Origin of the sequence: Candidatus Pelagibacter sp. RS40 (genome assembly GCF_002101295.1) — a bacterium.
In the GTDB taxonomy this organism is placed as follows: Bacteria; Pseudomonadota; Alphaproteobacteria; order Pelagibacterales; family Pelagibacteraceae; genus Pelagibacter.
On the sequence record NZ_CP020778.1, the window covers coordinates 266,298 to 287,616 of the forward strand.

At 29.2% G+C, this 21,319-nt stretch carries 23 protein-coding genes and 1 riboswitch; of the genes, 4 read left to right on the forward strand and 19 right to left on the reverse strand.

The window, feature by feature from the left end:
- Window positions 1-139 precede the first annotated feature (139 nt).
- Both B8063_RS01475 and B8063_RS01480 read right to left on the reverse strand, forming a co-directional pair.
- Window positions 140-1,243, reverse strand: coding sequence for an NAD(P)/FAD-dependent oxidoreductase (locus B8063_RS01475; protein WP_085068782.1), 1,104 nt, complete (start codon window positions 1,241-1,243; stop codon window positions 140-142).
- Between the two features lie 2 nt (window positions 1,244-1,245).
- A complete protein-coding gene (locus B8063_RS01480) occupies window positions 1,246-1,710 on the reverse strand; it encodes a TspO/MBR family protein (RefSeq protein ID WP_085068784.1) in 465 nt (154 codons plus the stop codon).
- A gap of 24 nt (window positions 1,711-1,734) precedes the next feature.
- On the opposite strand from B8063_RS01480, the gene B8063_RS01485 reads away from it, so the two are divergent.
- Window positions 1,735-2,490, forward strand: a complete 756-nt coding sequence (locus B8063_RS01485) for an SDR family NAD(P)-dependent oxidoreductase (RefSeq protein WP_085068786.1) — start codon at window positions 1,735-1,737, stop codon at window positions 2,488-2,490.
- On the opposite strand, the gene B8063_RS01490 is transcribed toward B8063_RS01485, so the two are convergent.
- The 10 genes from B8063_RS01490 to B8063_RS01535 all read right to left on the reverse strand — a co-directional run bounded on the left by B8063_RS01490 (window position 2,491) and on the right by B8063_RS01535 (window position 13,243).
- Entirely contained in the window at window positions 2,491-3,039 is a 549-nt protein-coding gene (locus B8063_RS01490; protein ID WP_075520971.1) for a DUF3833 domain-containing protein, read from the reverse strand.
- 7 nt (window positions 3,040-3,046) lie between these two features.
- On the reverse strand, window positions 3,047-4,225 hold the full coding sequence (locus B8063_RS01495; RefSeq protein ID WP_075520970.1) for an SAM-dependent methyltransferase: 1,179 nt from the start codon (window positions 4,223-4,225) through the stop codon (window positions 3,047-3,049).
- Window positions 4,222-4,989, reverse strand: a complete 768-nt coding sequence (locus B8063_RS01500; protein WP_085068788.1) for a DUF1365 domain-containing protein — start codon at window positions 4,987-4,989, stop codon at window positions 4,222-4,224. The genes B8063_RS01495 and B8063_RS01500 overlap by 4 nt, the downstream gene beginning before the upstream one ends.
- Window positions 4,982-6,220, reverse strand: coding sequence for an NAD(P)/FAD-dependent oxidoreductase (locus B8063_RS01505; protein ID WP_085068790.1), 1,239 nt, complete (start codon window positions 6,218-6,220; stop codon window positions 4,982-4,984). Before B8063_RS01505 ends, B8063_RS01500 begins: the two co-directional genes overlap by 8 nt.
- A 6-nt stretch (window positions 6,221-6,226) precedes the next feature.
- A complete protein-coding gene (gene gcvP / locus B8063_RS01510) occupies window positions 6,227-9,097 on the reverse strand; it encodes an aminomethyl-transferring glycine dehydrogenase (RefSeq protein ID WP_085068792.1) in 2,871 nt (956 codons plus the stop codon).
- The gene (gene gcvH, locus B8063_RS01515; RefSeq protein ID WP_085068794.1) at window positions 9,097-9,477 is read right to left on the reverse strand and encodes a glycine cleavage system protein GcvH; all 381 of its coding nucleotides are present in this window, start codon (window positions 9,475-9,477) and stop codon (window positions 9,097-9,099) included. The genes gcvP and gcvH overlap by 1 nt, the downstream gene beginning before the upstream one ends.
- Window positions 9,470-10,573 carry a glycine cleavage system aminomethyltransferase GcvT gene (gene gcvT / locus B8063_RS01520; protein WP_085068796.1) on the reverse strand — a complete coding sequence of 368 codons (1,104 nt, stop codon included), beginning with the start codon at window positions 10,571-10,573 and terminating at the stop codon, window positions 9,470-9,472. Before gcvT ends, gcvH begins: the two co-directional genes overlap by 8 nt.
- A 76-nt stretch (window positions 10,574-10,649) precedes the next feature.
- A riboswitch (glycine riboswitch) is annotated at window positions 10,650-10,736 on the reverse strand.
- A 29-nt stretch (window positions 10,737-10,765) separates the two neighbouring features.
- Window positions 10,766-11,635 (reverse strand): DMT family transporter, encoded by an 870-nt coding sequence (locus tag B8063_RS01525; RefSeq protein ID WP_085068797.1) that lies wholly within the window; start codon window positions 11,633-11,635, stop codon window positions 10,766-10,768.
- Complete coding sequence (locus B8063_RS01530) at window positions 11,632-12,576, reverse strand: 5-oxoprolinase subunit C family protein (RefSeq protein WP_085070837.1); 945 nt, start codon at window positions 12,574-12,576, stop codon at window positions 11,632-11,634. The genes B8063_RS01525 and B8063_RS01530 overlap by 4 nt, the downstream gene beginning before the upstream one ends.
- Window positions 12,569-13,243: a 5-oxoprolinase subunit B family protein gene (locus B8063_RS01535; protein ID WP_085068799.1), complete on the reverse strand. Its 675-nt coding sequence runs from the start codon at window positions 13,241-13,243 to the stop codon at window positions 12,569-12,571. Before B8063_RS01535 ends, B8063_RS01530 begins: the two co-directional genes overlap by 8 nt.
- Before the next feature lie 28 nt (window positions 13,244-13,271).
- Between B8063_RS01535 and B8063_RS01540 the strand changes: the two genes are divergently transcribed.
- The 3 genes from B8063_RS01540 to B8063_RS01550 all read left to right on the forward strand — a co-directional run bounded on the left by B8063_RS01540 (window position 13,272) and on the right by B8063_RS01550 (window position 15,255).
- Window positions 13,272-14,048: a 5-oxoprolinase subunit PxpA gene (locus B8063_RS01540; protein ID WP_085070839.1), complete on the forward strand. Its 777-nt coding sequence runs from the start codon at window positions 13,272-13,274 to the stop codon at window positions 14,046-14,048.
- Window positions 14,045-14,527 carry a tetratricopeptide repeat protein gene (locus B8063_RS01545; protein WP_085068801.1) on the forward strand — a complete coding sequence of 161 codons (483 nt, stop codon included), beginning with the start codon at window positions 14,045-14,047 and terminating at the stop codon, window positions 14,525-14,527. Before B8063_RS01540 ends, B8063_RS01545 begins: the two co-directional genes overlap by 4 nt.
- A 116-nt stretch (window positions 14,528-14,643) precedes the next feature.
- The gene (locus B8063_RS01550; RefSeq protein WP_075520961.1) at window positions 14,644-15,255 is read left to right on the forward strand and encodes a YjbE family putative metal transport protein; all 612 of its coding nucleotides are present in this window, start codon (window positions 14,644-14,646) and stop codon (window positions 15,253-15,255) included.
- Here B8063_RS01550 and panB read toward each other — a convergent pair.
- The 7 genes from panB to B8063_RS01585 form a co-directional block, all read right to left on the reverse strand.
- Window positions 15,252-16,028: a 3-methyl-2-oxobutanoate hydroxymethyltransferase gene (panB, locus tag B8063_RS01555; protein ID WP_085068803.1), complete on the reverse strand. Its 777-nt coding sequence runs from the start codon at window positions 16,026-16,028 to the stop codon at window positions 15,252-15,254. The genes B8063_RS01550 and panB overlap by 4 nt on opposite strands.
- 71 nt (window positions 16,029-16,099) lie before the next feature.
- Window positions 16,100-17,662, reverse strand: coding sequence for a glutamine-hydrolyzing GMP synthase (gene guaA / locus B8063_RS01560; RefSeq protein ID WP_085070841.1), 1,563 nt, complete (start codon window positions 17,660-17,662; stop codon window positions 16,100-16,102).
- Window positions 17,652-18,086: a tetratricopeptide repeat protein gene (locus tag B8063_RS01565; RefSeq protein WP_085068805.1), complete on the reverse strand. Its 435-nt coding sequence runs from the start codon at window positions 18,084-18,086 to the stop codon at window positions 17,652-17,654. Before B8063_RS01565 ends, guaA begins: the two co-directional genes overlap by 11 nt.
- Complete coding sequence (guaB, locus tag B8063_RS01570) at window positions 18,083-19,147, reverse strand: IMP dehydrogenase (protein ID WP_085068807.1); 1,065 nt, start codon at window positions 19,145-19,147, stop codon at window positions 18,083-18,085. Before guaB ends, B8063_RS01565 begins: the two co-directional genes overlap by 4 nt.
- Window positions 19,148-19,185: 38 nt before the next feature.
- On the reverse strand, window positions 19,186-19,797 hold the full coding sequence (locus tag B8063_RS01575) for an RlmE family RNA methyltransferase (protein WP_085068809.1): 612 nt from the start codon (window positions 19,795-19,797) through the stop codon (window positions 19,186-19,188).
- Window positions 19,798-19,807: 10 nt separating this feature from the next.
- On the reverse strand, window positions 19,808-20,608 hold the full coding sequence (gene pssA / locus B8063_RS01580; protein WP_085068811.1) for a CDP-diacylglycerol--serine O-phosphatidyltransferase: 801 nt from the start codon (window positions 20,606-20,608) through the stop codon (window positions 19,808-19,810).
- A gap of 1 nt (window position 20,609) precedes the next feature.
- Entirely contained in the window at window positions 20,610-21,257 is a 648-nt protein-coding gene (locus B8063_RS01585; RefSeq protein ID WP_085068813.1) for a phosphatidylserine decarboxylase, read from the reverse strand.
- Window positions 21,258-21,319 lie beyond the last annotated feature (62 nt).

A 21,319-nucleotide genomic window follows, 5' to 3' on the forward strand; every position in this document is an offset into this window, starting at 1 on the left:
ACCTTTTTTAATCACATACATTTTTTTTAGCATTGCAATTAGTTTTTATCCCTCTTTTGATTTTTACTCATTTAAAGGACAGGTAATTATAATTTCAGTCTCAATATTTAATGGAGTATTAGGAACATTTATTAAGAAATTATAATACGTAAGGCTCGGGTCTTGCATTACTTTGCAAAACTCTCTCGACAGCAAATACGCTGATGTCAATTGTTTGATAACTTCCTGTTGTAATTAATTCTGTTAAAGCTCTTCCTATGCCTGGGGCTTGCATTAATCCTCTTCCGGTAAAACCTGAAGCCATGTAAACGTTTTCGTATTTTGGATGCTTTCCAACCACAGCATTATTATCTAATTTATTACAATCATAATACCCTGCCCAACCGCCAGTTAGTTTTAATTCCTCAAAAATGGGAATTCTTTTAGCTAGAGCCGGCCACACTAATTCCTCAAAATCGTTCCAAGCTGGTTCTAGATCATCTGCATCAAAGACTGATATTGGTGATCCAGCTAGATATTCTTTTCCCTCAGGTCGCCAATAAACTCCTGTTGTAAGATCTCCTGTTAATGGCATTTCTGGAATATGTTTTGGACATTTAACTCTAAAAACTGTGTGTTTTTGTGGAACTACTGGAATGTCCTCTAATAATTCTTTTGTCCAACACCCTGCGGCTGAAACGATTGTTTTGGCGTTTATCTCAGAAAGAGACTTTACTTCCCCTTTGATAAACTCTGCTCCAAGATCAATTGCCTTTGACTTTAGTGCGCTATGAAAAAGAAAAGGATCGATCCACCCTTCGCTTTTATTATCTGTAAAAGTTGCTGTTTCAATTCCTTCATTGTTTATATAAGGAAATATATTAGTAAGCTCTGATCCTTTAATATTTTTTGTACCTGCATCACATGCTTTATGATTTTCGAGAGCTCTATATTGTTCTTCGGCATGTTCTGGACCAAACATAAGCAGATATCCATTTGGTACCATGCTTGCTGTTGGATTTGGATTTTTTTCAGTTTTTAACAGTTCGGGTATACTGAATATGAATTCTTTAGCAAATTTTCCTAATAAAATATTTTCTTTTTGAAAAAATTGTCTTCTAAATCCTCCGAGTGATAAAGGGAAAGAAGCAGTTTTATAAGTTGGGTCTCTTTCAATGACCTTTACCTTTCTGCCTTCCTTAGATAAAAAATAAGCAGTTGCAGCACCAATAATACCTCCGCCAATAACAACTACATCATCCATAATTAATTTAAAATCATTAAATTAAAATTTAACAAAAGTGCATAAGTACACCACAAAAAATAAGGTATCATTAAATACGCACTAAGCCTGCTAATATCTTTATATTTTAGAAACAAAATTACAATGAATAAAATTATCACAATTAAATTTATTAGGGCTAGTTCTATATTTTTAAACCCAAAAAAAACGATACTCCAAGTTGTGTTAAATATTAGATGAATAAAATATAAGTAAACTAGGTTTAGCTTATTACTTTTTATCCAAATGTTCCAAATTGCTAGAGCCATTAAAAAATACAAGATTGTCCATACTGGTGCAAATATCCAATCTGGTGGATTGAAAAATGGTTTTTTTAATAGAGAATACCAAGGATCTTTGAATTTAATTGTTAAAATACCTCCTGTAAAAGATGCGGTAAATGTAACAATTAAAAATAGAAATAAAGATATAAATTTATTTTTAAGCATTTAAATACTATACAACAGAATATAATGAAAAAAACAATTTGGATCACTGGAGGTAGCACCGGAATTGGAAAAGCATTAGCCATTAAATTTGCTAATGAAGGATGGAATGTTGCTATATCTGCAAGACGTGAAAATTTACTAAAAGAATTATCAGAAAAGTTTGAAAATATTTATGATTTTAATTTAGATGTAACGAATAAAAATGATTGTAAAATTATTTTTGATCAAATTCTTGAAAGGTTTGGAGGAGTTGATATTTGTTTTTTTTCAACTGGAACATGGGATCCAAAAAAAGAAAAGGATATAGACGTTGAGCAAATTGAAAATGTATTTCGAGTAAACTTTTTTGGAACTGTTAATTCTATTAAAGCTGTTGAACAATATTACAAAGATAAGAAAGATGGTGCAATTGTAATTGTATCTTCTATTGCAGGCTACAGAGGTTTGCCTAATTCAACAGGGTATGGCCCGTCAAAGTCTGCTTTAAATAATCTTGCAGAAAGTCTTTATTTTGATTTTGGCAGATTTAATGTAAGAGTTTCCTTAGTTTCCCCTGGTTTTATTAAGACACCCATGACTGATAAAAATGATTTTAAAATGCCTTTTTTAAAAACTCCCGAGTATGCTGCAGAAAAAATTTATGATGGATTAATAAAGAAAAACAATTTTGAAATACATTTTCCAAAAGAATTAACTTTAACATTAAAATTTTTCAGTATTTTGCCGTACAAGATATATTTTTATCTTGTAAAAAAGCTTACTAAGTTTCAAAAAAAATAATTATTCCTTAACAAAAAAAACAGTTAGTTCAGCAACTTTAAAACCGAATTTTGTCATTTTTGCTCTGTTGATTGCAACTTTTTCATCTTGCATAAATATCCAATCATCAAAGGTAATTTTTATCTCTTTTCCTTTTACAGGGACTAATAAAACATATTCAAATTTAAAAGCAGGACCATAAGAATATCCTTTTGCTTTTCCAACCACATCAGAGGCTGTGCCTTCATAATTATGCTCGTCTAGTTTTGTGATATGCCATTGTCTATCTTGTACTTCACCATCATCCCAATTAAATTTCTCATCTAATATAAGTTTTTTCCCATCCCAATTTCCATTTAAAGTTGCTGAAAATTGTCTTGTAACTTTACCTGATCTGTTTTGAAGAATACCCCATGCTTTTACATTGCCTGACAAATATTCTTCTATTACAAGTCTTGGTTTTTTATCTTTAAAATCTTGAGGTTTCATAGATTGATTACTTGAACAACTTGTAATCAATCCAAAAAAAATTATCAATAAAATTGATTTAATATTAGAAAAAATAATCATAGGTGTCTTATCTGTTTTGTAATGAGAATTGGATCAAATCTATATTTTTTGATTTAAACCCTGCTTCACAATAAGATAAATAAAAGTGCCACATTCTTTTAAATTTATTATCAAATCCTTGCTTAGAGATCTCCTCCCATTTTTTAAAAAATTCATCACGCCAAATTTTAAGTGTATTCGAATAATGTAGTCCATAAGAATTATATTGATTGATAGCTAAACCATTATTTTGTGACAAATCGTATAATTTTTTTTTTGATGGTAAGAAACCGCCTGGAAAAATGTACTTTTGAATGAAATCTTCTTTAGTTTTATATCTATCAAATAAATTATCATCTATTGTTATAGCTTGTATAGCTGCACTTCCTTCACTAACGAGATTAGTCTTTATTGTTTTAAAATAATTTTCTAAATAATTTTGCCCAACAGCCTCTATCATCTCTATTGATGCAATTGAATTATATTTTTGTTTTACATCTCTGTAATCCTTAAATTGAATATTAATTTTTTCATTTAGACCATTTTTAAATATTCGATTTGATGCATACTCAAATTGTTTTTTTGAAATTGTAATACAATCAAGTTTTACATCATGATTTTTGCCTACATATTCTGCAAAACCGCCCCAACCACATCCTATTTCTAAAATTTTATTTCCTGATTTTGGTTTAATTAATTCAACTAATTTTTTATACTTATTAATTTGTGCCTTCTCCAAATCATTGTCCTTTTGATCAAAAATGGCGCTTGAATAAGTTAAGGTTGGATCAAGCCATAAAGAGAAAAATTCATTTCCCAAATCGTAGTGTTTTGAAATATTTTTTTTACTTCTTGATTTATCATTTTTTAAAAGAAAATTTTTTATTTTATTGAATATCGAAAAGTCTAGTAATCCTGAGAATTTGTATACTAGTTTTATGTTCTTAGCTGTTAATTCAATTAAATTTGTTAAATCATCTGTCTCAAAATCACCTCGCATGTAAGCTTCTGCAAGTCCTGTGCTGCCACTTTTAACAATTTGATAAGTTAATCCAGGTTTGTTTATTTTAATTTTTACTTTAAGTTTTTGACTTGGATCACCAAATAAATATTTCTCGTCATCATAATTTGTCAAAATTAGATGTCCTTTCTTGATTAGTTTAAGTGAACTAAAAACAATTTTATCTGACCAATTATTTAAATTCATTTACTTTCAATTGTAATATTATTTTTTAATTTAATCTTTTTTGCTATGAGTTTTATTCTTTTTGCCCATAATTTAAATGCTTCATAATGAATAGCTCCAATGATCTTAAAAGTCATTAACGGGTGAGTTAAATAAGATAATATTAAATTTTTATTATTAAAATCCTTCGATATACCATCTTGAGAGGCAAACAAAAGTTTACCATCTTTATCATTCTGGTTAATTACTACTGATAGTTGTTCTCTTGGATTAAGTGTTTTAAAATGGTACTCACAATCCATCTCTATAAATGGCGAAACATAAAATTTTTTTTTACATTTATTTTGCACTGTTTTTTCATCTTGAGCTTTAAAAATATATGTATGTTGCTCACCGAAAGTATTTTTTACCTCATAAAAAATAGAAATTAATTCTGAGTGCTTATTATATATAAAATATGTGCTTAAAGGGTTAAATACATAACCAAAGATTCTTGGATAGCATAACAATTTTATACTTATATCCTCTGTCATAATTCCAATATTCCTTAGATTTTTTTTAACCCATAATTTTATTGAGGATCCATCTCTGTCTCCGTGATCTTTGTCATAAAAACTTATAATATTAAATTTATTGTATGAAAAAAATTTTATATATTTGTTAATTTCTTCCAGCTCATTTAAATCTATTAATAGTGAAAATACATTATATTTAAAATAATGTTCTTTAGGTTTGAATCTTTTATGTATTACTTTTCCAGTATAAATTTTTGAATTCTTAAACATCTATGGCTTTTATCATTTCAATGGATGATTTAATTCCATCTTCATGAAAACCATATCCAAAATAACTCCCACAAAAAAGTAAATTTTTTTTATTTTGTAAATTTTTTAATTTATCTTGGTTATCTAGTGCTGATTGATCGAAATATGGATGAGTAAAATTTACTTTTTTTAATATTTTATCTTCATTAATTTTGAAGTTTGGATTTAATGTTAAAAATATATTTTTATTAAAATCTAAATTCTGTAAGAGATTTAACCAATAAGTTATAGAATTATTTTCTACATTATTTTTATCTACGCTTGAATTCCAAGAGCTCCATATATCTTTATTATTAGGCATTATACTTTCATCTGTATGTATAACTGCAATATTTTCTCTGTATTTAAACTTAGATAAAATCTCCTGCTCTTCTTTTGTTGGCTCATCAATTATTGATAATGCTTGATCTGCGTGACTAGCTAAAACCACTTTGTCATAACTAAAGAATTCACTTTTATCACCATAGTATAAGTCAATTCCATTTGATCTTCTTATTAATTTATTAACATTATAATTTTTATAATATTCACCACTTATGCCTGAAAGTACTTTTGCAACATAAGTCCGACTTCTTTTGGCGACTGTGTACCATTGTGGTCTGTTTTTTAATTTGAATAAACCATGATTTTGAAAGAATTTTAGGAAAAATTTTAAAGGCATTTTACTTGCTTCATACGGTGGCATAGACCAAATAGCTGAAACCATTGGTATTAAATGAAAATTTATAAATGAATCTGATAATTTATTTTTAACTAAATAATCTCCTAAGGTAATTTTTTGATCAAATTGATTTATTCTTTCACAATTTTTATAAAACTTTAAAATGTCAAAAAACATTTTTAAAAAAGATTTATTAAATAAATTCGATTTATTTGCGAAAATACCTTTCAGACCCCTTCCACAATATTCAAATTTAGTATCTTTAACTGATACTGCGAAAGACATATCACTTTTTTCTATGTGAACTTTATTTTCATCAAAAAATTTAATTAAGTTAGGATAAGTTTTGTGGTTAAAAACTATAAATCCAATATCAACCGATATTTTCTTTTCCTCAATTAATAAATCAATTGTATGTGAGTGACCCCCAAAATGATCTTCTTTTTCAAATAAATCAACTTGGTGTTTTTTTGAGAGATAGTAAGCTGCGCTAAGACCTGAGATGCCTGATCCAACAACTCCAATTTTCATTAAAACTTATGCAGCATCTTCTTTAAATTCATCAATACTAGGACAGGTACAAAATATATTTTTATCTCCATAAACATTGTCTACTCTTGCAACTGGAGGCCAAAATTTATTTACTCTCAAAAATTTTGCAGGATAAGCAGCTTGCTCTCTTGAATATTTATGTGTCCATTCATCTGAAGCTAATTCAAAATCGGTGTGTGGAGCATTTTTTATTGGATTGTCAACTTTATCAAATTTACCTGACTTGATCATGTCAATTTCTGATTTAATGCTAATCAAGGTATCACAAAATCTATCCAGCTCAGATAAACTCTCACTTTCAGTTGGTTCTATCATCATTGTACCAGCAACTGGCCATGACATTGTTGGTGCATGAAAACCATAATCTATCAATCTTTTAGCAATATCTTCTTCGGTAATACCTGTTTCACTCTTGATTGATCTAATATCAATAATGCATTCATGAGCCACATTACCATTTGAGCCTTTATAAAGAATTGGATAGTGATCTTTTAACCTATTTGCTATGTAATTTGCATTTAGTATCGCAATTTGTGTTGCAAGTTTTAATCCTTGGGAGCCCATCATTTTAATATACATCCAAGAAATTGATAAAATACTTGAACTTCCCCAAGGTGCTGCAGAAACAGGTCCAATTCCAGTTGAAGGCCCACAATCTTTAACGACCGGGTGATTGGGAAGATAAACCTGTAAATGCCTTTTGCATGCAATAGGTCCCATTCCAGGGCCTCCTCCACCGTGAGGAATACAAAATGTTTTATGTAAGTTTATATGGCAAACATCAGGACCAAAATTTCCTGGTTTTGCTATACCAACAAGTGCATTTAAGTTTGCACCATCCATATAAACTTGGCCTCCATGTTTATGAATCAATTCACATATATCTTTTATTTTTTCTTCAAATACTCCATGTGTGGATGGATATGTAACCATTAAAGCTCCGAGATTTTCCGAATGAGTTTCAGCTTTTTTCTTCAAATCTTCAAAATCAACATTTCCCTCTTTATCGCAATTAACCACTACCACCCTCATTCCAACCATCTGTGCACTTGCTGGATTAGTCCCATGTGCTGAGCTTGGTATTAAGCATATATTTCTGTTTTGTTCGCCTCTATCTAAATGGTATTTTCTAATCACCATTAATCCAGCATATTCTCCTTGAGCCCCTGCATTGGGCTGAAGTGAGACACCTGAAAAACCAGTAATTGATCTTAGCCAATTTTTAAGATCAGTGAACAAAGCTCTATATCCTTCCATTTGCTCAACAGGAACGAATGGATGTGGCTCAGCTAATTCTCTCCATGAAATAGGAATCATTTCTGCAGTAGCATTTAATTTCATAGTACACGACCCCAGTGCAATCATAGTTCTATTAAGAGCTATGTCCTTATCTTCCAACTTTTTAAGATATCTAAGCATTTCTGTCTCTGAGTGATATGAATTGAAAACAGGATGTTCTAAGTATTTTGAAGTTCTTAATAAATTTTTCGGTAGGTTAGGTAGACTTACTGTAGGATCTTCTTTTTTAATAGACTCCGCTGCATTAAAAATTTTAAGTAATTGATTGACTCTATAAACATTTTTTTTCTCATCAAAAGAAATGGCAAGCATTTCTGAATTTACTTTTCTAATATTTACTTTTTGATCTAAAGCATTTTTAAAAATCTGATCGGTCTTTTCTTTAGTAATAATAGTTACAGTATCAAAGAAATAATCTGAATATAATTCATATCCAGATTGTTTTATTTTATCAGCAAAATTTTTTGCTAATTGTGAAACTCTCTCAGAAATTTCTTTTATTCCATCTGGTCCATGATAAATTGCATAAGCTGCTGATACAATCGCTAGTAATGCTTGTGCCGTACAAATATTGCTTGTTGCTTTGTCTCTTCTGATGTGCTGTTCTCTAGTTTGTAGTGATAGCCTGTAAGCTTTATTCCCATGTCTATCAACTGAAACACCAACAATTCTACCAGGCATTGATCTTTTAAATTCATCTTTTGTTGCAAAAAAGGCTGCATGCGGTCCTCCATAACCCATTGGAATACCAAATCTTTGTGAGCTACCAACCGCTATATCTGCACCAAGTTCACCAGGAGTTTTTAGTTTGGCAAGTGCCAACAAATCACAAGCCAAGATCGCTTTACCATTTTTTTTATGAATTTTACTTATATGTTCACTTGGATCTTTAATGTCACCCAAAGTTCCTGGATATTGCAAAATTCCACAAACAACATCTTCTTTTAACTGATCTAAAACTTTATCCTCATTTCCAACAAGAACTTTAAGACCCATAGGTTCTGCTCTAGTTTGAACAACGTCGATTGTTTGTGGATGACAATTCTCTGAAATGAAAACTAAATTACTATCACTTTTATTAAGTCTATGACTTAAGCCCATGGCCTCGGCTGCTGCAGTTCCCTCGTCAAGTAAAGATGCATTTGCAATATCCATTCCTGTAAGGTCAACAACCATTTGTTGAAAGTTTAGTAGCATTTCTAATCTTCCTTGTGCTACTTCTGGCTGATAAGGCGTGTATGATGTATACCAGCCCGGATTTTCTAAAATATTTCTTAAAATTACATATGGTGTATAAGTCCCGTAATATCCCATACCAATAAAATTAGAGTAAATTTGATTTTTTTTTGAGATTACTTTTAATTTTCTAAGTGCTTCATATTCTGAATTTGAATCACCAATATTTAATTCACCTTTAAACTGTATTTTTTCTGGAACAGTACTATTTATAAGATCATCTAATGACTTAAAATTAAGATCTTTAAGCATTTTTTGTTGGTCATTATCTGAAGGACCAATATGTCTTCCTATAAAGTCTTTCTGTGAATTATGTAACATTAACTTGATGTCTCCTTTGCAAATTTTTCATACTCCTCTTTGTTCATTAAAGAATCTAATTCAGAGGCATCTTTTATTTTTAATTTAAAAAACCATGCAGCACCCTCGGGATCTTCATTAATTTTTGCAGGGTCATCTACTATAGTTTGGTTTATATCAACTACTTCTCCACTGATAGGTGTGTAAACGTCACTTGCGGCTTTTGTAGACTCTACAACGCCTGCAGTTCCATCTTTTTCAACATTTGTGCCTTTTTCTGGCAACTCAGCAAAAACTATATCACCTAACATTTCAGTTGCATGTTTTGTAATTCCAATAGTTGCAACCTCACCCTCCAGTGTAATCCATTCATGCTCTTTGGAAAATTTAACTTCAGACATTTTTTTCTCCTTTTACATAGTTTTTTTTATAAAATGGTAAATCACAAACATTGGCTGGAACTTTTTTTCCTCTTACTTCTAAAAAGATTTTTGTATTTGTTGGTGAGTAATTGTTTTCGACATACCCCATTGCAATTGAGCATTCAACACTTGGTCCAAATGTACCACTTGTAACTTTACCTATTTCTTTATCGTTCTGATCAAAAATTTTAGTATTTCCTCTTGCTATAACTCTTGTTTCAGGTTTGATACCAACTCTTAAAGTCTTTACTCCATTATCAATTTGTTTTTTAATAATATCTGAACCAGGGTAATCACTACCAACTCTTGATTTAGGTATTGCCCATTTCAAGTTTGCCTCAATCGGACTTGTTTTTTCGTCAAGATCATTACCATATAAGCATAATCCAGCCTCTAATCTTAGCGTATCTCTTGCACCAAGCCCTATAAGTTTAGCACCATGATTAATTAATTGATCTACAAATTTTACAACTTTTTTATTATCTAAAGAGATCTCAAAACCATCTTCACCAGTATAACCAGATCTTGTTATGTAAATATTTGAATTATCATATTCAAATTCCCCTCCATTCATAAATTTAAGATTAGTTATGTTTGAAACTACTTTTCCTAATACATCCTTTGCTTTTGGTCCTTGTAATGCAATCAAAGATAGGTTTTCATCTAAATTTAAATCATATTTGCCATTTAATTTTTTTTTTATTATTTCAAGATCTTGCTTTTTACATGCTGCGTTTAAAATAATTAAGTAACCATCTTTTAATTTTGTAATAATTAAATCGTCGTAAATTCCTCCCTTATCATTCATTAAAAAAGAATATTTACTTTGATTAGTCTTTAAATTTTTTAAATTAACTGGAAATATTTTTTCTAGATCATCTGTAAGATGATCTGAACCGTTTATAAATAGCTGTCCCATATGTGATACGTCAAATATACCGGCATTTTCTCTAGTAAATTTGTGTTCTTGGATTATTCCACTCTTATATTGTATGGGCATTTGGTAACCTGCAAACTCAACCATCTTTGCACCATGTTGGATATGTAATTTATATAAAGGTGTTTTTTTATTCATATTAACTCTTTAATCCCCTCTGTCTTGTTGCCTGAGAGTTTTGCTCCTTCGGCGAGAACTTAATCTCTTTCCAGAGTTAATACGTACGGTCCTTTTGCCTGAGAGATTATTGGGTATTTGCTCCTTCGGCGCTACATTGGGTAGTCTCTCCCGTAAGATCTTATAACATAATTTATTATAAAATATAAATATTTATGCAGATTTTTTTTTAAAAAATAAAGTTAAAAACTGTAATAGAACTGCGAATATAACCACGGACCCACCAATTAAAACTATAAAAGGAGGGTTTTCATTAACAAACATCCATGCCCAAAGAGGTCCTAAAACTGCCTCAGTAAGCATAATTATTCCAACAAATGCAGAAGGTGTGGATCTTGCACCAACTGTAATAAAAATAAATCCAAATCCTAATTGAAAAAAACCAGCTAAAAACCCTAAAAAAATATCATGGCTAGAAATTGCTATAGTTGGTGACATCAAGTATCCAATAATCATTGCAAAAATACCTGCTACAAGTTGAAGTGGGACCATGTCAACATTTGGATATTTTCTAACTACTAGAATTAAAATTGCAAATGAAATTGGCATTAGAAATGCAGCTATATTTCCAGACATTTCTCCAGGTGATAAAGAATTACCCACCATCATGATTATACCAGCTATTGCCAAAATGATTGAAGCTAAAGTGATTTTAGATATTTTTTCTTTTAAAAATAAATAACCAAATACAGCAAGAAATATCGTTTGTGTCTGAATTATAAAATTAGTGTTTGTTACAGTAGTATTGTACATTGCAAAAACATAACTTGCAAAGCCTACTGCCAGAATTAAACCACCAAATAAACCTGGAATACCAGATTTAATAAGTACGGTAAAAATTTTTTGTTTATAAGAAATTATTAAGAATAAAAATACAACAACTATAAAAAAAAGAGATCTCCAAAATAATATTTGCCATAAAGTTGATCCTTCAAATGACTTTACAATCATACCACCAAAACTAAGGCTACAGGCGCCTAAAAATACTAATAATGGACCTGGTATTTTTGAAATTATATTCACAAGATTTTTGAAATTATATTATTTGTTTCCATTTCATATAATTTAAAAATTGTTTCTGCATCTTTTAAATTCACTTCTTTAAACTTTATTTTCGATCCAGGTGTTAATTGTGAGAGTTTATCGAAATCAGCACTTATAACAGTGGCTATTTTTGGATACCCGCCTATCGTACCATGATCTGCAAGCATTATAATAGGATTACCATCAGCTGGGATTTGTATAACTCCTTTTACAAGCCCTTCAGATTTTATATTGGTATTAATAATATTGTCTAATCTCTCTCCCTCTAAACGCATTCCCATTCTATCTGTAAGTTTGGTCACACTATATTCCTTTTTAAAAAACTTAGCTTGGGACTCTTTAGAGAAATAATGAAAATTAGTTCCTTTTATAACTCTTATATTTTCAATTTTAGAATTAATGTAATCTAATTTTCTTCTTGATAATTCTTTTATATTTGAAACTTCAATCTTTTGATTATCTTGTAGTTTTTTACCTTTATTTGAACCAATATTAGCTTTTGTATTTATAGAGCAGCTTTTCCATTGATAATCTAAGTTTAGGTCAGCCCCAATTGCCAAATAACCATAAACAGATTTATTAGTTGAAATTAAATCAATTTCATCATGATCCTCTAATGTAATTGTTTCATAACATTTACCCTCAATTTCATTTTTATGTTTAAAAATTTTAAATTTTACGTCTCCTGAAACTGATATATTTAGGGGATCCCCGTGATACACTAATCTTGGTCCTTGATATGCAAATTCTATTATTGGATGGCTTGTAACGTTCTGAAGAATTTTGTTGGCTATAATATAATTTCTTTTGTCCATTACGCCACTTATTGGTATTCCAATATGATTTAGATTATTTCTACCTAAATCCTGAAAAGTTGTATTGATCCCTGCTCTTATGACTTTGAAAAAATTTTCACTCATAATATTTTTTGTATTTTTCCTTATTGATTTTAATAAAACTAACAGTATCACCTGGATTAATTAGATTTGGATTATCTTCGTTCAGTGAATCAAAAACATTCAAGGGTGTATTACCAATTATATTCCAACCACCTGGACTTTCAAAAGTATAAATATTGCAAAATTGTTCTGTTAAACCTATTGAACCTTTTGGAACTTTAACTCTTGGAGTTTCTAATCTTTTGGCATGCAAATTTTTATCAATATCTCCTAAGAAAGGCATACCTGCAATAAAACCTGTCATATAACAGAAATATTCTTTTGAAAAAAATGTATCTAAAATTTCATCAGTTGGTTTATTTAATTTTTTTTCAAGTTTTTTTAGATCCAATGCATATTCATCCTCGCAACATACTGGAATCTGTAATTTTTTTTTGGATATATTATGATTTTTTTTTATCTCTAAATTTTCAATTATTTTTTTAGTTTTTTCAAAATTCGTAATTGATAAATCAAAAGAAACTATTAGCTTGTTGTAAGACGGAGTTAAATTTGTAATTCCTTCAAACTTACTGTCTTTTAAACTTTGAAAGTAATTAATTACTTTTGAATTGATTTCTTTATTAACATCATTACCAAAATCACAATAAACTGCTGCGTCACCAAGATTTGATATATTTTTTATCATGCCATGTTATACTTTAAACTTTGTTGCTATGGAAATTAATATAAATTGTGATTTAGGTGAAAAATCCAAACATCATTCAAATAAACATGATCCTGATTTACTTGAGATAGTAAATTCTGCAAATATAGCCTGTGGATATCATGCTGGCGATGAAGAAACAATGAATGATGTTATAAAAGTATCTAAAAAAAATAATGTAAGTATTGGAGCCCACCCTTCCTTTAATGATCCAGAAAATTTTGGAAGAGAAAGAATGAACTTATCATCCAATGAAATAAGAAAATTAATATTAGATCAATATGAAATTTTACAAAAAATTGCATCTGATCATGGAGAATGTGTTACACATATAAAACCACATGGTGCATTAAATAATATGGCCTGTGAAGATTTGGATTTAGCAATCACTCTTGCAAAAGCTGTTCAAGAAATCGGTGATGATATTATTTATTTAGTTCCAACAGGTTCTAAAATGGAAATTGCTGCAAAAAAGTTAAATATTAACATTGCGTGTGAAATTTTTGCTGATCGAAACTATGAGGATGATGGAAACTTAGTTTCTAGAAAAAAATCTCATGCTCTTATTACCGACCCTGAAGAAGCTAAAAAACACGTATTAAACATGGTAAAAAATCAGTCACTTAATTGTCACAGTGGAAAGCAGATACCTTGTGAAATAGACTCTGTGTGCATACATGGAGATAATCTTAGTTCATTAGAAACAGCTAAGTTAATTAAAAAAAACTTGTTGGAGAATGGTCTTGAACTAAAAGCATTAAATAAAATGGGGAAATTTAAAAAATGAAAAAAACCTTTGTTATTCTTTTGTTAACTATGGGATTAACCTGTAATTCGTTTGCTGCAGGTTCGTCATCATCAAGTTCGGAGACTAAATCCAATTATGATAAAGCTGTAAAACTTATAAAAGCTGCAAAAAAGTATGAAATAGACGGAAAAGTTGATAAGGCAAAGAAAAGATATGAAAGAGCTTTAAAATTTTTAGTGAAGTCGAATAAGAGCAAACCAAATAAAGCCGATACTCTTAACTATTTAGGTTTTACAACTAGAAAATTGGGTGATTTTGAGAGCGGAGAGAAATATTACCTTCAAGGTTTAGCTATTGATCCAAAACATAAAGGTATTAACGAATATTTAGGTGAATTATATGTTGCAACAAATAGACATAACCTTGCTGTCGAAAGGCTTGAGGTTTTAAAAGGTTGTAGTTGTGAGGAATATGATCAACTTAAAGCTGTCATAGCTGGTGAAAAATCAAAGTATTAACAAATCTTTGAAAGATACTAAATTGAGCTTAATACGTAAAAAATTTTAGTTAGCATAATAATTAAAATTATTTATATAGTGTACCTTAATAGCCGAAAAAAAGTAAAAATTTTAAATTGATAGAACAATCCTTAATACTATTACAAATTATCTTTATTGATATAATTTTAGCAGCAGATAATGCAATTATAATTGGTTTAATTGCTGCAAACTTTGTTCCCAAAAACAGAAAAAAAATTATCTTTTGGGGTGTTGTAGGTGCGCTTGTTTTTAAAGTAGTTTTTGCAATATTTGCTACTTACCTATTTAAATTCTATTTCATCAAAATTTTAGGAGGGTTGCTTTTAATTTGGATTGTAAATGATTTAAGAAAAGATTTATTTGAAATTCAAAAAATTAAATCACCAAAAAAGAAATCAATGGAACCATCATTTATTAAAAGTATCTACAAGGTTCTATTTGCTGATATTACAATTAGCTTTGATAACGTTATTGGCGTAGTTGGAGCTTCAAAAGGTAACTTTGGATTTATGATATTCGGATTAGTTTTATCAGTAGTATTAACTGGTGCTTTAGCAACATACTTAGCAAATTATATTCAAAAACATTTATGGATTGCCTATATAGGTTTAGGTTTTATTTTACTGGTAGCCATTCAATTAATAATAGGTGGAATGGTTGATTTAGAGATAATAAATATAAATGAGGAATTTAAAAAATATTTTTAATAAGAATATTTTTTACTAGGATATTTTTTACTTTTAACTTCTTTTGTAAATTTGCTAATTCCTTCTCGGATATAACGTCTTAAATCAATATATTTTTTAACAAATTTTATTTTTGATTTAGTCAGTCCTAAAATATCATCAGTGACTAAAATTTGACCATCGCAATTATTAGATGATCCTATTCCAATTGTTGGAATTGTAACTTTTCTAGTAATCTCTTTTGATAAATCGCTCTTTACACATTCAAGAACTATTGCAAATGCTCCAGATTTTTCTAAAAGTTCAGCATCACTTAAGAGACGGTTTCTTTCACGTACAGACTTCCCTTTTGATTTAAATTTTCCTCTAACAGTTTGAGGAGTTATACCAAGGTGACCTAAAACAGGTATTTTGTTTTTAATTAAATGTTTAACTATTTCTTTAATTCTTAGCCCGCCTTCTAATTTTACTCCATCACATTTCGTTTCTTTCATCACTTTTTTGCAGTTTTTTAAGGCCTCAGCTTTATTTCTATAAGTATTATATGGCATATCTACAATCATTAGACTTTTAGATATTCCCAATCTAACACTTTTTGAATGTTCTATCATTTTTTCAAGTGTGACTTGTCTGGTAGACTTATAATTGTAAAGAACTGATCCAAGAGAATCTCCGACTAAAATAAGATCTGTAAATTTATCTACTTCTTCTGCAATATTTTTTGAATATGCTGTTAGACAAACAATTTTAGACTTGTTTTTTTTTTGTTTTATTTTTTTTACTTTATCGAACATTCAATTTCTTTAAATATAATAATTTAATAAAGTATTATGCACATATTGTGTCATTAATTAATACATTCTTATTATTCTAATTCAATGGTGCTAGGTGGTTTAGAAGTGACGTCATATACTACCCTATTAATTCCTCTAATATTATTTACTATCTGATTAGAAATGTTCTGTAAAAAAGATTTTTCAAATTTAAAAAAATCTGCGGTCATGCCATCTTCAGATGTTATAGCTCTTAATAAACATAAGTATTCATATGTTCGATTATCGCCCATAACACCAACAGTTTTTACAGGAAGCAAGGCGGCATAAGCCTGCCAAATTTTATGATAAAGATTATTTTTTTTCAATCCATCTATAAAAATATGATCAGCCTCTTTTAAAATTTTAATTTTTTCTTTTGTTATAGTTCCTGGCATTCTGATAGCTAAACCAGGTCCTGGAAAAGGATGTCTTGATATTATCTCTTTATTCAATCCAAGCTCTAGCCCTAATTTTCTAACCTCATCCTTAAATAAATATTTCAAAGGTTCCACTAATTTTAAATTCATTTTTTTTGGTAAACCTCCAACATTATGATGAGATTTAATTTTCGATGTTTGACTTCCAGTTACAGATTTACTCTCAATTAAGTCTGGGTATAAAGTTCCTTGTGCTAAAAACTGAACGTTTTTGATTTTTTTTGCATAATTTTCAAAAATTTTAATAAATAAATTACCAATTATTTTTCTTTTCTTTTCGGGGTCAGAAATATTTTTCAATTTATTTAAAAATTGTTTTTCTGCATTCACATAAACTAGATTAATTTTAAACCGTTTTTTAAATGTATGAACAACTTGCTTTTCCTCATCTTTTCTTAAAAGTCCTGTATTTACAAATATACAAGTTAATCGGTTACCAATTGCATTGGATAGTAATTTTGCAACAACACTGCTGTCTACACCACCTGAAAGGGCACAAATGACTTTTGAATTACCAACTTGAGTTTTAACTTGATCAATAAGCTTTAATTTCTGGTCTCTAGACGACCAATTTCTTTTAATTTTACAAATTTTAAATACAAAATTTCTTAAGATTATTTTTCCTCTATTTGTGTGAGTTACTTCTGGATGAAACTGAATACCAAATAGTTTTTTCTTGGTGTTTTCTACTATACATAGTTTTGCATTATTTGTTTTCCCTATTACTTTAAAATCTTTTGGTAATCTGGTCACCTCATCTGCATGGCTCATCCAGACATTATTTTCATTTTTTGTAAAAAAATCTTTTGTAAGAATGCTCTCTTTTACTTTTTTAACTTTTGCTAAACCAAATTCTCTTGATTTTGATTGTTTAACTTTGCCACCTAATTCTTTTGATATTATTTGGTGACCAAAACATATTCCAAGCACTGGAATATTAGAATTTAGTAAATTTTTATTAAATTTTACTTTTTTACTTTGATAAACATTCAAAGGCCCTCCAGATAATATAAGCCCACTAACATTTTTATCTATAAGTTTAATATTATTTGATTTATGATGACTGATAATTTCACAATAAACCCCAAGTTCTCTTACTTTTCTTGCTATTAATTGAGTAAACTGTGAACCAAAATCTATTATCAAGATTTTCTTAAGACTGTTCTCAAGAAGCATCTTTTTTTTCAAAATCTTTAAGTCTTGTATCTATAGAAGTTAATTTTTCACATAATGTATTGCAGATTTTCTTAAAATCTTTTTTTAAATCTTGAACCTTTGAAAAATTTGATCTTTCTAATTCTAGATCAATTAAAATATACATTGCCTCCTCATTTCTTGGATCTAATAATAAAGCAGTATTAATGTTTTTTTCTTCCTCTTTAGTATTTTTTTCTATTTTAAAAATTTTTCCTAAATAAAGATATGAATTTGAATGTTTAGGATTGTATACAATGCTTCTCTCAAACTGAAATTTTGATTCATCGTATTTTTCTTCATTAAACAATTTCTTACCTTTATCATAAAAATTATTTTCGCTTGCATTAGCTATTGGACTTAAACCAAGTATAAATATGCAAAAGATAAATATTTTTAATATCATTTTTTTAATTCATCTATATTATGTACCATACTTTCATAAAATCCAGCTTTGGTTATCTTTACAAATTTAGGTTTTTTTCTTAAATCTACAACTTTAGGTGAACCAAGGTATCCCATGGATGACTTTAACCCTCCTACTAATTGATAAATTATTTTATTTACTGATCCTTTATATTTTACAAATGCCTCAACTCCTTCAGCAACATATTTTGAAGTATCTTTTTGTTTAGTTTGAAAATATCTATCGGCTGATCCTTTATTCATTGCACCAATAGAACCCATTCCCCTAAAGCTTTTAAATAATTTTCCATTTCTTTTTATAATTTTACCTGGAGCTTGATCAGTTCCTGCAAATAAAGACCCTATCATAACAGCATCAGCGCCAGCCGCTAAAGCTTTAGCAATATCTCCTGAAAATTTTATTCCTCCGTCAGCTATCAAAGTACATTTACTTTTTCCCATTCCTTTTTTAACACTTAAAATAGCACTTAGTTGGGGGACACCAATTCCAGCAACCAATCTTGTTGTACAAATTGATCCCGGACCAATACCTACTTTAATAATATCTACACCTAATTTAATTAAGTATTTTGCAGCTTCTGCAGTTGCAACATTTCCAGCACATAAGCTAGTTTTTTTTGGTTTTAATTTTTTAATTTTTTTTATTATCTCTCCAACTTTTTTTGTGTGTGCATGTGCAGTATCAACAACTATTAAATCTAAATTTTCTTTTAAAATTTTTTGTGCTCTTAGATGTTCCCGAGGACTTGCTCCAACAGCTGCTCCTACAAGGCATTTTTTTGCTTTAACTTTTCTTATCTCTGAAATTTGTTGTTCGATGTTCAAATTTCTGTGTATTACTCCGATACCTCCAAGTTCAGCCATCGCTATTGCCATTTTAGATTCTGTAACTGTGTCCATGGCAGATGTTAATAAAGGTATCTTTAGAGATAAATTTTTTGATAGATTGGTAGATGTGTTGACCTCTGATGGTAGTACCTGTGAATAATTAGGTGCTAAGGTTACGTCATCAAATGTGAGTGCTTCTTTAATGATTTCCATGTCCTTGTATATACGATTCTTTGAAAATTTAAAGGTAGCTACCTTAAATTTTTACAGATTATAAAATTTTCTTTAGACTCTTTTCTGCTTGAGGGAGGTTTATAAACATGAAATTCTTTAAAATTCTTCTTAGCACTATCAACAATTTCATTAAAACTTGATCCCATAAAGATTTTTGAGACAAAAACGCCGTTTTTTTTTAAAATTTTAAGTGAAAAATTCATGGCCTCAATGCTTAACTCCCCTGTAACAAGTGAGTCTACATTTTTATTGCCGGTGGTATTTACCGCCATATCAGAGACAACTAAGTCGATTTTTTCATCAAAATTTTTTTCAATTTTTTTTTGAGTAATCTTATCTGTAAAATCACCTTTTATATGAGTAACGTTTTCAATTTTGTCTAATTCTTTAAGATCAATTGCGACAAGCTTTATATTTTTGAATTTTCTGGAAATAAACTCACTCCAACTTCCAGGAGCAGCTCCTAGATCAACTATAGACATGCCATTATTAATTACTTTAAACTTTGTTTGTATCTCTTGAAGTTTATAAACTGCCCTAGAACGATAACCTTCTAGTTTTGATTGTCTTACGTAAATGTCTCTTTTTTGCTTATTTATCCAATTTTTTGAGATTTTATTTTTTTTCAATTAATTTTTATTACAAAACATCTTCATGATGTTCAATATCATCAATTTCTTCAATTTTCTTGCTTTTTAAAATTGAGTAGAAATGAAACGCACTTACTGGGACAAGTAATAAATAAACTGTTCCTGCAATTACAATTGTATTGAAAGTATAAATAAACAAAAGACCAAAAAATAGTATAACAGAAAATAAAAGAAAAATTGTAGTATTCCTAGGAACTACAATTTTTTTCAACGAGTAAGTTGGAATTTTACTAATGAGTAAAATTGAAATTATAATAAATAGAGATGGTACTAAAATTTGGTAGTTAGGATTAAATATTTGAAATTCACTTAAACTATAAATTAAGGGCATTAAAACTAAAATTCCACCTGCAGGAGATGGTATGCCAACAAAAAAATTATCTTTCCATGATGGTTCTTCACTGGATGAAACATTAAATCTTGCTAACCTTAATGCTACACAGACAACATAAATTAATGCAACCAACCAACCCAATCTACCAATTTCAACTAATGACCAAAAATACATTATAAAAGCAGGTGCAACACCAAAGCTTATTACATCAGTCAAACTATCAAGCTCTTTTCCAACTTTTGATGTAGCCTTTATCAATCTTGCAATTCTGCCATCTAAGCCATCAATAATACCTGCAACAATTACAGCTATAATTGCTAGTTCAAAATTCCCATCAAAAGCAAATTTAATTGAGCTTAAACCAATACAAACACCAAATAATGTTAAAATGTTAGGTAAAATTATTCTCGAATTTTTATTTGATACTAACTTTAAATTTTCTTTTGATTGTTCCATCTTACCTTTTGGCTATTAAAGTTTCACCTGCTATCATTTTTTGATCGACCTTGACTAAAGGTTTATAATTTTCAAAATATAAATCAGCTCTACTTCCAAATCTAATCATTCCTATTCTATCACCCTGTTTGAGATCTTGATCTACTGATGTTTCTGTTACAATTCTTCTTGCAACTAAACCTGCAATTTGAACTACAATAATATCTTCACCAAATGTATTGTTTAATTTGTAGTAATTTCTCTCATTGTCTTCGCTTGCTTTATCTAAAGACGCATTAATAAATTTTCCAGGTTTATACAAAATTTCTGTAATTTTTCCTGAACAAGGAATTCTATTAACATGACAGTCAAATACATTCATAAATATGCTAACTTTGGTAAATTTTCTATCTTCTAAACCAAGTTCTTTTGGACCATTAGTCTCAAAAACTTGAAGAACAACTCCGTCAGCTGGACTTGTAAGATAATCTTCATCTCCGATTGAAATTCTCTCTGGATCTCTAAAAAAATAATAACACCAGATAGATAGAACTAAACCAACAAAACCTAAAAATCCATGAATGAAATACAATACTATTGTTGCAAAGACGAAAATTACAATAAATTTGTAACCTTCGTTATGAATTTTTGGGAATATTTTCTCAAACATAGCTAACTCGATTAATTGATAAATTTTGATTAATATGTATATAAAATGCAGAAATTCAATTA

What these genes read in the sequence shown, in the direction of transcription:
- gcvH (WP_085068794.1), bottom strand. Translation starts at nt 9,477, where the DNA reads ATGTCTGAAGTTAAATTTTCCAAAGAGCATGAATGGATTACACTGGAG.
- gcvP (WP_085068792.1), bottom strand. Translation starts at nt 9,097, where the DNA reads ATGTTACATAATTCACAGAAAGACTTTATAGGAAGACATATTGGTCCT.
- B8063_RS01475 (WP_085068782.1), bottom strand. Translation starts at nt 1,243, where the DNA reads ATGGATGATGTAGTTGTTATTGGCGGAGGTATTATTGGTGCTGCAACT.
- B8063_RS01540 (WP_085070839.1), top strand. Translation starts at nt 13,272, where the DNA reads ATGGAAATTAATATAAATTGTGATTTAGGTGAAAAATCCAAACATCAT.
- panB (WP_085068803.1), bottom strand. Translation starts at nt 16,028, where the DNA reads ATGTTCGATAAAGTAAAAAAAATAAAACAAAAAAAAAACAAGTCTAAA.
- pssA (WP_085068811.1), bottom strand. Translation starts at nt 20,608, where the DNA reads ATGGAACAATCAAAAGAAAATTTAAAGTTAGTATCAAATAAAAATTCG.
- B8063_RS01490 (WP_075520971.1), bottom strand. Translation starts at nt 3,039, where the DNA reads ATGATTATTTTTTCTAATATTAAATCAATTTTATTGATAATTTTTTTT.
- guaA (WP_085070841.1), bottom strand. Translation starts at nt 17,662, where the DNA reads ATGCTTCTTGAGAACAGTCTTAAGAAAATCTTGATAATAGATTTTGGT.
- B8063_RS01565 (WP_085068805.1), bottom strand. Translation starts at nt 18,086, where the DNA reads ATGATATTAAAAATATTTATCTTTTGCATATTTATACTTGGTTTAAGT.
- B8063_RS01530 (WP_085070837.1), bottom strand. Translation starts at nt 12,576, where the DNA reads ATGAGTGAAAATTTTTTCAAAGTCATAAGAGCAGGGATCAATACAACT.
- B8063_RS01535 (WP_085068799.1), bottom strand. Translation starts at nt 13,243, where the DNA reads ATGATAAAAAATATATCAAATCTTGGTGACGCAGCAGTTTATTGTGAT.
- guaB (WP_085068807.1), bottom strand. Translation starts at nt 19,147, where the DNA reads ATGGAAATCATTAAAGAAGCACTCACATTTGATGACGTAACCTTAGCA.
- gcvT (WP_085068796.1), bottom strand. Translation starts at nt 10,573, where the DNA reads ATGAATAAAAAAACACCTTTATATAAATTACATATCCAACATGGTGCA.
- B8063_RS01505 (WP_085068790.1), bottom strand. Translation starts at nt 6,220, where the DNA reads ATGAAAATTGGAGTTGTTGGATCAGGCATCTCAGGTCTTAGCGCAGCT.
- B8063_RS01585 (WP_085068813.1), bottom strand. Translation starts at nt 21,257, where the DNA reads ATGTTTGAGAAAATATTCCCAAAAATTCATAACGAAGGTTACAAATTT.
- B8063_RS01545 (WP_085068801.1), top strand. Translation starts at nt 14,045, where the DNA reads ATGAAAAAAACCTTTGTTATTCTTTTGTTAACTATGGGATTAACCTGT.
- B8063_RS01495 (WP_075520970.1), bottom strand. Translation starts at nt 4,225, where the DNA reads ATGAATTTAAATAATTGGTCAGATAAAATTGTTTTTAGTTCACTTAAA.
- B8063_RS01500 (WP_085068788.1), bottom strand. Translation starts at nt 4,989, where the DNA reads ATGTTTAAGAATTCAAAAATTTATACTGGAAAAGTAATACATAAAAGA.
- B8063_RS01480 (WP_085068784.1), bottom strand. Translation starts at nt 1,710, where the DNA reads ATGCTTAAAAATAAATTTATATCTTTATTTCTATTTTTAATTGTTACA.
- B8063_RS01485 (WP_085068786.1), top strand. Translation starts at nt 1,735, where the DNA reads ATGAAAAAAACAATTTGGATCACTGGAGGTAGCACCGGAATTGGAAAA.